The sequence below is a fragment of the Streptomyces sp. NPDC058812 genome, assembly GCF_042744565.1.
Taxonomy (GTDB): Bacteria; Actinomycetota; Actinomycetes; order Streptomycetales; family Streptomycetaceae; genus Streptomyces; species Streptomyces thinghirensis.
Genome location: NZ_JBHYOB010000008.1, coordinates 59,549 through 73,367, shown reverse-complemented (window position 1 = coordinate 73,367; position 13,819 = coordinate 59,549). Strand labels below are relative to the sequence as shown.

The window sequence follows — 13,819 nt, the reverse complement described above, 5'->3', positions numbered from 1 at the left end:
TGAGTGTACGCGGCTGATGCCACGTCAAGTTGTGGAAGTTCGTGACCTCGGATGCGGCGGGCCGTTGTGCTTGTCGTGCAAGACGATGTGCAGCTCGATGCCTGGTCCGCGGAACTGGAAGAAGTACTCGTGCGGGTCGGCCATCGGTTCGGTCGGGTGGATCTACGCCGGAGGATGCGCGCCTACGTGCACGGCCTGATCGGACCGGTGGGCCGGAAGAACAGCTGGCAGCTGGCCGAACATGCCGGTCACCGCTCTCCTGCGGGGTTGCAGCATCTCCTCGGCTGGGCCTGCTGGGATCCCGATCACGTACGCAATGACCTGCAGGAATACGTCGCCGAGAAGCTCGGGGACGCGGCTGGGGTACTGATCATCGACGTCACCGGGTTCATCAAGAAAGGCACGGTCTCGGCCGGAGTGCAGCGCCAGTACTCCGGCACCGCCGGCCGCACCGAGAACTGCCAGATCGGTGTCTTCGCCGCCTACGCCTCAGCCAAGGGCCGGGCCCTGGTGGACCGGGAGCTGTACCTGCCCAAGTCCTGGATGTCCGACCGAAATCGCTGCCGGGCAGCGAGGATCCCCGACGAGCGGGAGTTCGCCACCGAGGGCTGGCCAAGGCCATGGTGACGCGGGCGCTGACCTCACCGCTGCCCATCGCCTGGATGACCGCGGACTCCGCCTACGGCCAGGTTGGCGGCTGCGCCGCCTGCTGGAGGAGGCCGGCGTCGGCTACGTCCTGGCCGTGCCGAAGTCCCAGCACGTCCACGCCCTGGGCCGCATCGACTTCGCCATCGCCCAGACACCCGACGATGTCTGGGAGCGCCAGTCCTGCGGCAACGGCGCCAAAGGCCCACGGATCTACGACTGGGCCGCGGCGAGACTGCCCGCCATCGACGACTTCGACGGCGATCAGCCCACCCACCAGCGCTGGGTCCTGGCCCGCCGCAGCCTGGCCCGGCCGGACGAGATCGCCTACCACCTCGCCTACGCACCCAACGGCACCGTCGTCGCCGAACTCGTGCGCATTGCCGGAGCCGCTGGGCGATCGAGGAAGCCTTCCAAGCCGCGAAGAACGAGTGCGGCCTCGACCAGTACGAGGTCCGCCGGTATCCGGGCTGGTACCGGCACATCACCCTGGCCATGCTCGCCCACGCCTTCCTCGCCGCCATGGCCTCAGCGGCAGCCGAAAAGGGGGCGGCAGAAAGGGTTCCGGAGCTCTCGCACCGCTCACCGTGGCAGAGGTCCGGCGACTCCTGGCAGTTGACCGTCCCCCGGTGACACACCTGCGGCGCACCAGCCACACACTGAACTGGTCACGCTGGCGCAGGCACCACCAGGCCATCGCCAGACGCTGCCACTACCGCCGCCGCATCCAAGGTCACGAACTTCCACAACCTGTCGTGACATCAGCCGAGTACACTCAGGAACGTGGCTCTGACCAGCAGTGATAGCGAACTGCGACTGGAGTACCAGACACTGCCCCGTACGGCACGCGCGCGTACCGCCGCGATCTTCCTGCTGTGCCCGGTGGGTGTCGTGCTCGCGTGCCTGCGGAAGCGGCTCGTTCACGAGCAGTACACCGGCCAACTGGCCGACGGGCACGCTCAGGTACCTGGCTGACTGAGCATTGTTCGTAGCGGCACCGGACGGCGGTCAGGTCGAGGAGGCCGGATAGTCGCGTGGGCTGCGTTCACAGCGGGGCCCAGGCGACGAAACTCTGTCCTTGAGCCGTGGCAGCGCCGGTGGCCGGCTCCGAGCGGGCCAGGCCGACCGTGCCGTTCCACAACACGGCCTGCGGGCGCTCCTGACGGCGCGCACCACAGGTCCCTCGCGCGGCCTGCCACCGTTCCCGTACGACTGCCAGACGGAGGCGGTGCCCTGCGGGAACTGGAACCAGTGGCGGTCGCTCAACTCGGCCAGTCGCAGCCGGTTACTGCGGGCCAGCGGATCGTCGGCACGCAGGACCACGCCGACCGGATCGGTTCACAGCGCACGTACCTCTAGAGCGACCTCGTCGAACGGCACCCGGGTGAGGGCGACATCGACCAGACCGGTGCGCAGCCCGCACGTCGGGTCGGCCAGATCGGCGTCGCGGACGCGGATGTCGATGCCGGGATGGTCCCGGCGGTAGGCCGCGGCCAGCCTGGCCCCCCAGGGTCGGTGCCGTCGCCCAGGATGCCGACGGTGATGGTCGCGACACCGGCCGCCGCGATCACGCGTACTCGGACGCGGTCGGCATCGTGGAGCATGGCTCGCGCCTCGTCGAGCAGCACCGTGCCGACCGGAGTGAGCGTGACGCCGAGAGGCGAGCGGGCGAAGAGCAGGGCCCCGACATCGGTCCCAACTGCTTGATTGCCCGGCTCGGCGCCGGCTGACTCATGTGCAGACGGGTGGCGGCCCGACCGAAGTGGAGTTCCTCGGCGACCGCCACGAGTAACGCAAGGTCCGGTAGCTCCACACTGCGACGATACCCGTAAGGCATCGGCGTTGCGAGACCGGTCTTGGACAGCCGCGCGGACCCGGCGGTGAACTCGTGACCTGCCCGGCCCCTTCTCGATCGGCGGGGCCGTGGCGTCCTCCCTTCGGCGTGCGGCTACCTCGGACGACGAACGCTTCCGGTGGCTGAGTTCATGACCGTGGTCGTCGTCGTGAACAGAGGAGGCTGGTGGTGACCTTGCAGACCTGCCCCTCGAAGCCGCCGCAGGTTGTGGTTGGCGTCGAACGTCCGCTTGCGCGAGTGGCCGAGGGCGTCGGTGACCTCGGTGGCTCGCACGTCCGGGCCCTGTAGAGGACCCCACACCGCCGGTCGACCGCAGCCGCCGAGGCAGCGAGCATCCCCTGATTGCCGACCGGTTCGGGGACACCCCTCGCGAAGTCGCTGGCGAACGGATCCTGACTGCGGGCCCACGTGTGGCGCATCTATCGCGTCGATCCGGTGGGGATGCGGATTCGGGCGGAGGAGCCCGTACCTGGACCTGAGCGGCGGCATCGACCGCCGACGCCCCGACGGACGTGCGCGATCCCGTGGTCCGGTCATCCGAGGACGAGGCGCTCCAGCCGTTCGAGGCTGCGCTCCATGTTTCCGCGGTTGTGCCGGGGCACGGGCGACAGGTGCCACAGGACGGACGGCAGGCGGGTCCGGGAGTAGTCGAAAGTCTCCCTGACGCCTGTACGGTCCCCCGCGCCCAGCTCGGTCAGGTGCCAGCGCCAGATCAGGCCCGCGTAGTGCTGCCAGGCGATGGTGCGCCCCTCGATGAACTCGATCACCCGCAAGGTGATCGTGTACGGGATGACGTGCCGCATCCGCATGCGGAACTCCGCACCGGCATGCAGCCGTCGCGGGGCGTCGACGGTGGCCCGCACGGAGCCGTCCCCGTTGAGACGGGAATGGTTGTGCGGATCGGCGAGCACGTCGAAGAGTGCGCGCGCCGGGGCGTTGATGGTGCGGACGACGGTTACCTGGTACGCGGCCATGTGCGTCCTTCGGTGCGGGTGTGGCGGCCCTCCCGTGCGGGACGACCGGTGGTCCGATGGTTGCTCACGACCTCTCGCCGCCAGGGGCCGCGCAGTGGGCGCGGTCCCATGCGGGGTCCCGGTAGTCGAGGCGACGCAGAAGGGAGCCGGCCGGGTAGAGGTGCGCCTTCTCCCTCTGGTAACGGGCGAAGACGGCACGCATGGACCGGACGGTGGAATCCAGTGCGGTGTCGTGGAACGCGCTTCCCTCCACATAGGGAGCGTCCTTCAGAACGCGTCCATCCTCCACTCCCAAGTGCTGCCGTGCGAAATCGGCGATGAGCCTACGGGTCAGCAGCCTGCGCAGGGGGCCGCGATGGGGAGGCACCCACGCCGCACCCCAGTAGAAGTGCATGGTGCCGTCCGAGACGGGGTTGAGCGACGTCCAGCCGGTGAGTCGCAGTCCGGTGCGGCCGAGTTGAATGCGGCTTTCCTGGCACAGCGGTGTCACCAGGTCCGCGTGGACCTCGAGGCGGAAGGGCTCGGGTGACAGGGACCGGCCGCGCAGTGCGGAACGGGCCTGGGACATGGTGGCCACGACGCCCATCTTCTTGTCGTAGGTCACCGGTGCCTGATGATCGGCGCGAAAGACCATGTCGATCGCGGGGCGCACCGGGTACACGCTGTGTGCGTCGATGTGAACTGCGCAGGACTCCAATGCGGCGGGCCGGGACCGTCGGCTCCAGTAGGCGGACTCCGCGTGGGTCCAGATGCAGTGCGGGATGTCGAGGAAGTGGTCCATCCATACGCGCAGGTCACCGTAGACCTCGAAACGGCCGGACGCCGTCACGTGTCCTTCGGGGAGGCTCTGCGCACGCACGGGGAACTCGGCCTGCGGCGTGTCCTCCACCGATACCCAGATGAGCCCCACCGCTTCCCGGACGAAGTAACGCCGCACAGTGCACCGGGCCTTGAAGGCGCTGTCGGCGGCGAACTCGACGGGGACCTCCGTGCAAGCGCCCGTCCCGTCGAACTTGAAGTGGTGATAGTCGCAGCGGATGTTCTCCCCCTCGACTTCTCCGTGGGACAAGGCGACACCCCGGTGAGCACACTGATCCAAGAGCGCTCGCAACCGACCCGTGGCCGTGCGGAACACCACAACCGGCGATCCCCAGTACATGACGCGCACCGGCGAGCGGCCCAGCTCGCTGGTCTCCAGTACCGGCACCCACATGTTCGGCCTCCCTTGACAGGGACATTGAGCTGACTTCTCGAATATCTCCGGGCCGACTGCGGGAAAACTGCGGAGGTATACGTACCTTCGTCCCGTTACGGTGAGTGGAGCGTGGAGAGTCGGGACGGAGATGCGCACCGCCCTCCGCGAAGGACCCCTCTGGGTGCCCCAGAAGCACACCGTCGGCACAGGCGCAACCACCTGGCCGAGCAGGGCGGCGGGGCTGGGTCGTGAAGTGCGATGTGGTCGGTTGCGGCGCTCCCGCGGCCCCGGCGAGGTTCAGGTGTTCCGTACGCGGTGGCCGATCGGTACCTCGGCGCAACGCCGGACGTCGGATGTTGCGCCCACAGCGCCTCCGTGAAGGCCCGACCGCCGGGCAGCGTGTAGCCGACGTCGATACCGGCCGATCCGGAGTAACCGGCACCGTGGATGGTGCCGTGGACCGCGGAGGGCTCGAAGTCGACGTTCTCCATGGCGTGCCCGTACTGGGCGCTGAACTGCTCCGAGGTGTACTGGCAGGTGCCGTACCGGCACTGGTAGTTGAGCAGTCGCCGGACGTCACCCCAACTCGCGAGTCGGGCACGGCTGTGGACCGTGGCGAGACCCGGCCGCCGGCCGGCGTCGTCTTCGATCTCGACCCGCCACCGCTGGGTGATCGCCCGCCGCAGCCTGTCCGACCCTGAAGACGTGGATTACTACCTGGCCTATGCAGTCGTCGGCACCGAGATTGCCGAGCTGGCCCGGATCGCAGGCTACCGCTGGGTGATCGAGGAGTGCTTTCGAGCTGCGAAGAACGAATGCGGTCTGGCCGGATACGAGGTCCGCCGTTATCCCGGCTGGTATCGACACATCACTTTGGCCATGCCTGCCCATGCCGTCCCGTCCGCACTCGCAGCACAACCCCAGGTCGGCGGCGGTGTCGCCAAGGGAGTTGCAGAAACAGATCAGCTCTCGTCCCGCTCACCGTGGCAGAGATCCGGCGACTCCTGGACGCTCTCCTGCCCCACCCACGAGCAGACCGCTGCACCGTCACCCATGCAGGGACTGTAAATCGTTCGGTGCAACTCCCGATGATGGAGGATGCATCGATGACCGGTGAGAACGTGGCCGAGCAGGACGCTGTCGAGTCGGCAGCGGCTGTATCGGCGAAGGCCGTGGACGACCAGCTGATCGACGAGCTGGTGAGCCGGGCCCAGGCCGAGGGCCTGCAGCTGGCCGGCGAGGGCGGGCTGCTGCAACAGCTGACCAAGCGGCTGTTGGAGTCCGCCCTGGAAGGCGAGATCACCGACCACCTCGGCTATGACAAGCACGATCCGGCGGGCAAGAACGGCGGCAACTCCCGCAACGGCAAACGCTCCAAGACCGTGCTGACCGACGTCGGCCCGGTGGAGATAACCGTGCCCCGCGACCGCGACGGCTCCTTCGAACCGAAGATCGTCAAGAAGCGGCAGAAGCGCCTGACCGGGGTCGACGAGATGGTCATCTCGCTGGCCGCCAAGGGCCTGACCACCGGCGAGGTCCAGGCCCACCTGGCCGAGGTCTATGGCGCCGACGTCTCCCGCCAGACCATCTCCACCATCACCGACAAGGTCCTCGAGGGCATGGCCGAATGGCAGAGCCGCCCCCTCGACCCGGTCTATCCGGTGGTCTTCATCGACGCCATCCACGTGAAGATCCGCGACGGCGCGGTCGCCAACCGGCCCATCTATGTCGCCCTGGCCGTCACCACCGAGGGCCGCGGGGGGGAAATTCTCGGGCTGTGGGCCGGCGACGGCGGCGAGGGCGCCAGGCACTGGCTGCACATCCTCACCGAGATCAAGAACCGTGGCGTGAACGACGTCCTCATGCTGGTCTGCGACGGGCTCAAGGGCCTGCCCGAAGCGGTGGAAACCGTCTGGCCCCGCACCATCGTGCAGACCTGCGTGGTCCACCTGCTGCGGAACTCCTTCCGCTATGCCGCCCGCCAGGACTGGGACAAGATCGCCCGCCTCCTCGAGCCCGTCTTCACGGCGCCGACCGAGGAAGCCGCCCTGGAGCGGTTCGCCGAGTTCGCCGACACCTGGGGACGGAAGTATCCGGCGATCGTGAAGCTGTGGAAGAACGCCTGGGAGGTGTTCACCCCATTCCTGCGGTTCGACACCGAGATCCGCCGCATCGTCTGCACCACCAACGCGATCGAGTCGGTGAACGCCCGCATCCGGCGGGCGGTCAAGGCCCGCGGCCACTTCCCCCGCGAGCAGGCCGCCCTGAAGTGCGTCTACATGGCCATCATGTCTTTCGACCCCACGGGCAAGGGCCAGGCCCGCTGGACCATGCGCTGGAAGACCGCACTGAACGCCTTCGACATCACCTTCGACGGCCGACTCTCAGCAGCCCGCCAGTAACCCAACCACCCCAGTTACACCACTCGTTTGACACCCGCCTGGGCGGTGACGCATCGAAGATTATCTTCACGAACGCCAAAACGGTGGAGAAGGTGAGCGGCGTCAAGGTCCCTCAATCTAAGCCAGTATGTGTCGGATGTCAGAATGATTACGGCCCCTGCCAATGTATTGATGGGGTAGTGCCTGCGCCGGGTGGTCGCTGGGAAGGACGGCGTTAACGGATGCAAGTGTTCGACGTTTTGAGTATTGAGATAGGCCGCCATGACTGGGCTGGGATGGCCTGTGGATGCGGCAGGTCCGCCGACCATATTCAGACAGATTTTCGAGCAGCTCTGGGGGGCTCTCCGACCAGTCGGACGGGAGAAGGGTGGGCAGAAGGACACGCATTTGTACAGTCCAATCTGATGCAGCCCGCAGTGGCGACGGCCTCCATGGTCATGGCTGTGTTGGCCAGCGGGGTTCCGAGTGAGCACCGTCGTCAGCTGTTGATTGTGCTGGCCACGTTGGTCAACGGAGAGCAGGATGACATCGCGGACAGTTGTCTCGAGGCTGTCAGAAGCGGATCCTGGATCCTCTACGAGGAGATCGCTTCAGGGCGCGATATTGACTCCGCTTCATATGCCTTCGAGATCCTGCAGTTGATCCAGTATGAGTCCGAGAGGCTCGATGCCTTTCACCGCGTCGCTGCGGCAAACTGGTCTGCAGACCTTAAGGCGATCACTCCGACGCGGCCACGGCCCGCCGCAGGCACCCCCGCCTGGGGTGGGTCCCCCTGACCGCCCGGACGGGCCGGCACCATCCCACCCGCTGCGTGGCCCACTCGGATACGCGGTGGCTCATCGCTTCCGCCGCGCCCGGCATCGAGCGGGCGTACATGGACTGACCTGCGTGCCGACGGCGGGGTCCGTTTCAGAGCACATCTCATTTGGCTGAGTAGGTTGTTAACCGTGGTGGGGATTGTTGAGCGGCTGGTGCCGGACGAGCTGTGGGAGCTGTTCCAGCGGGTGGTGCCGGAGGCGCCGTCGCGGCCACAAGGGGGCGGCCGGCGTCGCCACGGCGACCGGGAGGTGCTGGCGGCGATCGTGTTCGTGGCGACGTCGGGCTGCACGTGGCAACAGCTGCCCGCGGTTTTGTTCGGGCGGTCCGGGGCGACGGCCCACCGCAGATTCACGGAGCGGACGAAGACCCGGGTGTAGGCCAAGCTTCTCCGCCTGGTCCTCGACGAACTGGGCTCCCACGGCGACCTGGACTGGTCGAGGTGTGCGATCGACTCGGTGAACATGCGAGCCCTGAAAAAGAGGGACCTGACGGGTCCGAATCCTGTCGACCGAGGCAAGTATGGCTCAAAGATCCATCTGGTCACCGAGCGGACCGGTCTGCCCCTGTCGGACGGGATCTCCGGCGCCAACGTCCACGACAGCCAGGACCTGACACCTCTCATTGAGGGCATACCCCCGAGCCAGTCCCGCCGAGGCCCACGCCGGCGCAAGCCAGGCAAGCTTCACGCCGACAAGGGCTACGACTACCGCCATCTGCGGAAATGGCTGTCCCAGCGGGGCATCCGACACCGCATCGCACGCAAGGGTGTCGAGAATTCACGGCAACTCGGGCGACACCGCTGGACCATCGAACGCACCATGGCCTGGCTGGCCGGCTGCCGCCGTCCACCGGCGCTACGAGCGCAAGGCCGACCGCTTCCGCGCACCGCGCCACGACCAGCGCGGGAGGGGTCCCGACACGCGTCTGACACGGTACCCCCTGGCATTCGGAGCACCACCTCACGGTGCGCCACCTCACGGTTATCGACCACAACCGTCCGGCCCCGGGCCGGCCGTCTCGGCCGCCCGGGCCGTCAATCAAAGCGAGGTCCTATGAGACGCGCGTTTCATGCGCTGTTGGTGGGTGCGGTCGCCGTCGGAGTGTCGGGTGTGTTCCACCCGGTCGCATCGGCCGCCGACACCTCTCCGCTGGAGGTCAGGAGCGTCACCGCGAGCGCCGATGACGGCAACGTCGCCGCCAACACCCTCGACGACGACCTGAGCACCCGCTGGTCCGCCGAGGGCGACGGGGTGTCGATCCGCTACGACCTCGGCTCGGCGCAGACCGTCGGTTCGGTGTCGATCGCCTGGCACCAGGGGGACAGGAGGAAGAGCACCTTCGACGTCCAGCTGTCCGCAGACGGATCGTCGTGGACCACGGTCGTGAACCGGAAAGGCAGCAGTGGCAGCACACTCGAGCAGCAGAGCCACGACTTCGCCGACGCCTCGGCCCGCTACGTGCGGATCGTGGGCCATGGCAACACAGTCAACGACTGGACCAGCATCACCGAGACGGACGTCTACGGGGCCGATGGAGGCGGAGACGGCGGTGGCGGCTCCTGCGCGTACCCGGCCGACGTGCTGGACCTGACGGACTGGTACATCGGGCTGCCGGTGGGCGACGAGGAGTCCCCCACCAACGTCTACCAGCCGGAACTCGCCACATACGCGAACGACCCGTGGTTCGTCACGGCCGACGACTGCTCGGCCGTCCGGTTCCGGGCCCCGGTCAACGGGGTCACCACCAGCGGTTCCAGCAATCCCCGCTCGGAGCTGCGGGAGATGACGAACTCCGGCAGGACGAAAGCGAGTTGGTCGTCCACTTCTGGCACCCACACGATGGTGATCGACCAGGCCATCACGGACGTTCCCGAGGAGAGGCCGTACGTCGTCGCCGGGCAGATCCACGACGCCTCCGACGACGTCACCGTTTTCCGCCTGGAAGGCAGCAAGCTCTACATCACCGACGGCGACACCTCACGTCACCACCTGATGACGGACAGCTACGAGCTGGGTACGAGGTTCCAGGCGAAGTTCGAAGTCAGCGACGGCGAGACCAGGGTCTACTACAACGGCGAGTTGCAGACCACGCTGTCGAAGGACTACTCCGGCGCCTACTTCAAGGCCGGCGCGTATACGCAGGCCAACTGCGGCAACTCGGATCCGTGCAGCAACGACAACTACGGCCAGGTGAAGATCTACGACCTGGACGTCACGCACGGCGACGGCGCGGGCGAGGGGGACTCGACCGAGGCCGCCGAGCGGTACGGCTGGGGCACCCCGCTGCCGATCTCCGACGAGTTCGACCACGCCGGCGCCGTTGACCCCGGCAAGTGGGCGGTACCGACGGGCGAGGTCGGCGGCACGCAGGGATGCTGGGAAGGGCACGACGGGAACGGCCGCCGGTGCGCCAAGAACAGCACCGTCGCCGACGGCATGCTCACCATGCGCGGCGAGGCGAACGGCGACACGGGATGGCTCAGACAGCAGCGTGACGCCCAGTACGGCCGGTGGGAAATCCGCTCGCGCTCACGGAACACCGGCCCGGCCGGCGGGCTTTACCATGTGCTGCACCTGATCTGGCCCACCGCCGGCAACCGACTGGAAAACGGGGAGTACGACTGGGTCGAGACGTCCGACCCCGAATCGCAGTGCCTGACCGCTTTCCTGCACTATCCGAAGAGCCCGACGGACAAGAAGGAGCGCCGCGACGTCTGTCCCGTGGACATGACGCAGTGGCACAACTTCGCGTTCGAGTGGACGCCGGACGCGTTGGTCGGCTACGTCGACGGCGTGGAGTGGTTCCGGGAGTCGGGCGGCGCGGACGCCGACCGGGGGGACATCCAGACGATGCCCTCGGGGCATCTGAACATCCAGCTCGACAACTTCACCGGCGACAGCGGTCTGCGCCCGGCTGTGCTGGAGGTCGACTGGGTCCGGACCTACGACATCGAGCCTGCGGGCGAGGATCCCACCGATCCCGGCGGGGGCTCCCCGGTCCAGGTCGTGGGAGTCTCGGCGAGTCCCGATGACGGCAACGTGCCCGCCAACACCCTGGACGACGATCTCAGCACCCGCTGGTCGTCCGAGGGCGACGGGGCGTGGATCCGCTACGACCTCGGCTCGGCGCAGACCGTCGGATCGGCGTCGCTCGCCTGGCACCGGGGGGACAGCAGAAGGAGCACCTTCGACGTCCAGTTGTCCGACGACGGGTCGTCGTGGAAGACCGTCCTGGAACGGGCGACCAGCAGCGGCGGCACACTCGAGCAGCAGAGCCACGACTTCGCCGACGCCTCGGCCCGCTATGTGAGGATCGTCGGCCACGGGAACACGTCCAACGAATGGACCAGCATCACTGAGACGGACATCCACGGAGCCGACGGCGGCGGCGGAGACGACGGAGAGCCGAGCCCCGCCCGCACGATCCGTGTCGCGGACTCGGACGCATTGAAGAGCGCGTTCGGGGACGCGCGCGCCGGGGACCGCATCGTGCTCGCGGACGGCACGTACTCGGTCGGCGGAATGACCGGCAAGAACGCAACGGCCGCCGAGCCCATCACCGTCGTCGCGCAGAACCGCGGCAAGGCGGTGATCGACGACGGGCAGCTGGAGGTGGCGGACTCCTCCTACGTTACCTTCGAAGGGCTGACGTTCACGAACAGTGACACACTGAAGATCACCAGCTCGAACAACGTGCGGCTGACCCGCAACCACTTCCGGCTGACCGAGGAGTCCTCACTGAAGTGGGTGATCATCCAGGGTGCAAACAGCCACCACAACCGGATCGATCACAACCTGTTCGAGGAGAAGCACCAACTCGGGAACTTCATAACCATCGACGGATCCGGAACCCAGCAGTCACAGCACGACCGCATCGACCACAACCACTTCAGCGACATCGGCCCCCGCGCGAACAACGAGATGGAGGCCATCCGGGTCGGCTGGAGCGGCATCTCCCGGTCGAGCGGGTTCACCGTCGTCGAGTCGAACCTCTTCGAGAACTGCGACGGTGACCCGGAGATCGTCTCCGTGAAGAGCAACGACAACATCGTCCGCCACAACACCTTCCGCACCTCGCAGGGCGTCCTGTCCCAACGGCACGGGAACCGCGGCGCGTTTTACGGCAACTTCTTCCTCGGCCAGGGCAAGGCGGGGACCGGCGGGATCCGCATCTACGGCCAGGACCACAAGGTCTACAACAACTACTTTGAGGGTCTGACCGGCACCGGCTACGACGCCGCGCTGCAGATCGACGGCGGCGACGTGGACACCTCCGGCGCGCTGAACGCACACTGGCGTGTCTACCGGGCGACCGTCGTGAACAACACCTTTGTGAACAACGTGGCCAACATCGAGATCGGCGCCAACTACAGTCTCGCCCCGGTCGACTCGGTCATCGCCGACAACGTCGTCACCGGCAGCCGGGGCAAGCTGATCAACGAAGTCAACAAGCCCCAGAACATGACCTACTCCGGGAACATCGCGTGGCCGACCGGATCGGCGACCGTCGGCGTGTCCGCACCCGCCGGCTCCGTCAGGACGGTCAACCCGCTGCTCGCCTCCGACGGATCGCTGTATCGGATCGGTGCGGGAAGTCCGGCGATCGACACCGGAACGGGCGACCACGCCTTCGTGACCGACGACATGGACGGCCAGGCCCGCGCCGCCGGCGTCGACGCCGGCGCCGACGAGCGGTCGGCGTCCACGGTCACACGCTCCCCGCTCACCGCGCCGGAGGTCGGCCCCAGCGCCGCGTAGAAAGGGCGGGAGGACCGGTGGCGGGTCGGGCCTGTCACCGGTCGTGCTCGTCGCGAAGGGTGCTCTGGTCCGGCTCTGCCACCGGGTGGTTGACCACAACCGCGCACCGACCCAGGGAGGTTCCACCACCCCGGCGGCGAGAAACCAGCTTCAGCGGTGTGCGGCCACGGTCGTCACAGACGGTGCCGCTGACGGGAGCGGTGCACGAGCCCGTGTTCGACCGGCGGTCCGGCGCTACGGCTGTCCTGCGGGCGTGCCGTCCGGGCCGCCGGGGGCGTCGTCCATCAGGTTCAGGTCCGGCGGCACGAGCGTTGTCGGCTCGACCAGGCCCTTGAGCAGGTTGTGCAGCAGGCTGTTATCGAAGGGGCGTTCCTCGGACCTGCCGTGCATCAGCGCGTACCTGAAGCCGGTGCCGTGCAGCCGGCGGCGTACCGCCTCGATCCGGTACTCGATCCTGCGCTCGTTCCAGTTGCCGTCCGGGCGCAGGTGGACGAGCTGCCGGGCGGCCATGGAGTACGTCAGGGGGCGTCAGCTCTTCAGGGTGGCCATGGCCTGTTCGCCGACGGCGCGGATGCGCGCGTGGGCGACATTGACGGCCTGCTGACCGACGGAGAGGTCGCGGTGTTTGTCGCGGAAGGGCACTCGTACGGTGCCGCCAGCGCCCTGGTAGCCCTTGTCGCCATAGCAAACCACGCCGACCTCGGCCAAGGCGTCGATGATGCCGTGGGTGCGGGCCGCCTTGATGTCGTGCGCGGCGCCGGGCAGGGCGGCGGAGACCCACAGCAGGCGGCCGAATGGGTCGGTGAGGACTTGGACTGCCGCGCGTTGAGGATCTGTTGAAGCGTGGGAACCAGCGCGGCCAGGAGGTTCACGGCCTCGCGGATGTAGCGGTGGACCGTGGCCACACCTATGCCGAAGGAGGCCGCGAGCCGGGATTAGGTGTCACCGCAGCGCAGGTGGGCCAGGACGAGCAGGGCCTGCCGATTCGGGGGCAGGCGCCGCCAGCGGGTGCCGACCTGTCGGCGGCGCTCGGCGAGCTGCCTGGTCGGGAAGCGCAAGTGTGAGCTGGACAGGTCGATCGCGGACGGGTAGGCAAGCACGACGACGCTCCTGGTCAAGCGAGTGATCTCGGTTGGGAACTCGCCTACCAGGAGCTTCACGCCTTTATGTGA

At 67.6% G+C, this 13,819-nt stretch carries 7 protein-coding genes and 5 pseudogenes; 7 read left to right on the top strand and 5 right to left on the bottom strand.

The features are described from left to right. Nucleotides 1-51 precede the first annotated feature (51 nt). A pseudogene (locus tag ACFW48_RS18250) lies at nucleotides 52-1,278 on the top strand (IS701 family transposase). Between the two features lie 150 nt (nucleotides 1,279-1,428). Next, nucleotides 1,429-1,620: a hypothetical protein gene (locus ACFW48_RS18245; protein WP_386315811.1), complete on the top strand. Its 192-nt coding sequence runs from the start codon at nucleotides 1,429-1,431 to the stop codon at nucleotides 1,618-1,620. 139 nt (nucleotides 1,621-1,759) lie between these two features. On the opposite strand, the pseudogene ACFW48_RS18240 reads toward ACFW48_RS18245, so the two are convergent. The 3 genes and pseudogenes from ACFW48_RS18240 to ACFW48_RS18230 all read right to left on the bottom strand — a co-directional run. Further along, nucleotides 1,760-2,482 (bottom strand): annotated as a pseudogene (locus ACFW48_RS18240) (LysR family transcriptional regulator); the annotation flags it as partial. Between the two features lie 551 nt (nucleotides 2,483-3,033). After that, a complete protein-coding gene (locus ACFW48_RS18235; protein WP_386315810.1) occupies nucleotides 3,034-3,474 on the bottom strand; it encodes an SRPBCC family protein in 441 nt (146 codons plus the stop codon). A gap of 64 nt (nucleotides 3,475-3,538) precedes the next feature. Next, nucleotides 3,539-4,687 carry a Rieske 2Fe-2S domain-containing protein gene (locus tag ACFW48_RS18230; protein ID WP_386315808.1) on the bottom strand — a complete coding sequence of 383 codons (1,149 nt, stop codon included), beginning with the start codon at nucleotides 4,685-4,687 and terminating at the stop codon, nucleotides 3,539-3,541. Nucleotides 4,688-5,422: 735 nt separating this feature from the next. Here ACFW48_RS18230 and ACFW48_RS18225 point away from each other — a divergent pair. From ACFW48_RS18225 to ACFW48_RS18205, 5 genes and pseudogenes are all read left to right on the top strand, one after another. Continuing rightward, nucleotides 5,423-5,563: pseudogene (locus ACFW48_RS18225) on the top strand (IS701 family transposase); the annotation flags it as partial. Nucleotides 5,564-5,775: 212 nt separating this feature from the next. Further along, nucleotides 5,776-7,071: an IS256 family transposase gene (locus ACFW48_RS18220; RefSeq protein WP_386315807.1), complete on the top strand. Its 1,296-nt coding sequence runs from the start codon at nucleotides 5,776-5,778 to the stop codon at nucleotides 7,069-7,071. Between the two features lie 404 nt (nucleotides 7,072-7,475). Continuing rightward, nucleotides 7,476-7,847 carry a hypothetical protein gene (locus ACFW48_RS18215; protein ID WP_386315805.1) on the top strand — a complete coding sequence of 124 codons (372 nt, stop codon included), beginning with the start codon at nucleotides 7,476-7,478 and terminating at the stop codon, nucleotides 7,845-7,847. A 171-nt stretch (nucleotides 7,848-8,018) separates the two neighbouring features. Further along, a pseudogene (locus ACFW48_RS18210) lies at nucleotides 8,019-8,775 on the top strand (IS5 family transposase); the annotation flags it as partial. A gap of 194 nt (nucleotides 8,776-8,969) precedes the next feature. Beyond that, nucleotides 8,970-12,647 (top strand): chondroitinase-B domain-containing protein, encoded by a 3,678-nt coding sequence (locus ACFW48_RS18205; protein ID WP_386316297.1) that lies wholly within the window; start codon nucleotides 8,970-8,972, stop codon nucleotides 12,645-12,647. 234 nt (nucleotides 12,648-12,881) lie between these two features. Here the strand turns inward: ACFW48_RS18205 and ACFW48_RS18200 are convergent, their stop codons facing one another. Both ACFW48_RS18200 and ACFW48_RS18195 read right to left on the bottom strand, forming a co-directional pair. Beyond that, the gene (locus ACFW48_RS18200; RefSeq protein ID WP_386315804.1) at nucleotides 12,882-13,157 is read right to left on the bottom strand and encodes a hypothetical protein; all 276 of its coding nucleotides are present in this window, start codon (nucleotides 13,155-13,157) and stop codon (nucleotides 12,882-12,884) included. Between the two features lie 21 nt (nucleotides 13,158-13,178). After that, nucleotides 13,179-13,747 (bottom strand): annotated as a pseudogene (locus ACFW48_RS18195) (transposase family protein); the annotation flags it as partial. Nucleotides 13,748-13,819: the final 72 nt, after the last annotated feature.

Coding starts and splice junctions, on each gene's coding strand:
- ACFW48_RS18235 (WP_386315810.1), bottom strand. CDS start 3,474: ATGGCCGCGTACCAGGTAACCGTCGTCCGCACCATCAACGCCCCGGCG.
- ACFW48_RS18230 (WP_386315808.1), bottom strand. CDS start 4,687: ATGTGGGTGCCGGTACTGGAGACCAGCGAGCTGGGCCGCTCGCCGGTG.
- ACFW48_RS18220 (WP_386315807.1), top strand. CDS start 5,776: ATGACCGGTGAGAACGTGGCCGAGCAGGACGCTGTCGAGTCGGCAGCG.
- ACFW48_RS18215 (WP_386315805.1), top strand. CDS start 7,476: ATGCAGCCCGCAGTGGCGACGGCCTCCATGGTCATGGCTGTGTTGGCC.
- ACFW48_RS18200 (WP_386315804.1), bottom strand. CDS start 13,157: ATGGCCGCCCGGCAGCTCGTCCACCTGCGCCCGGACGGCAACTGGAAC.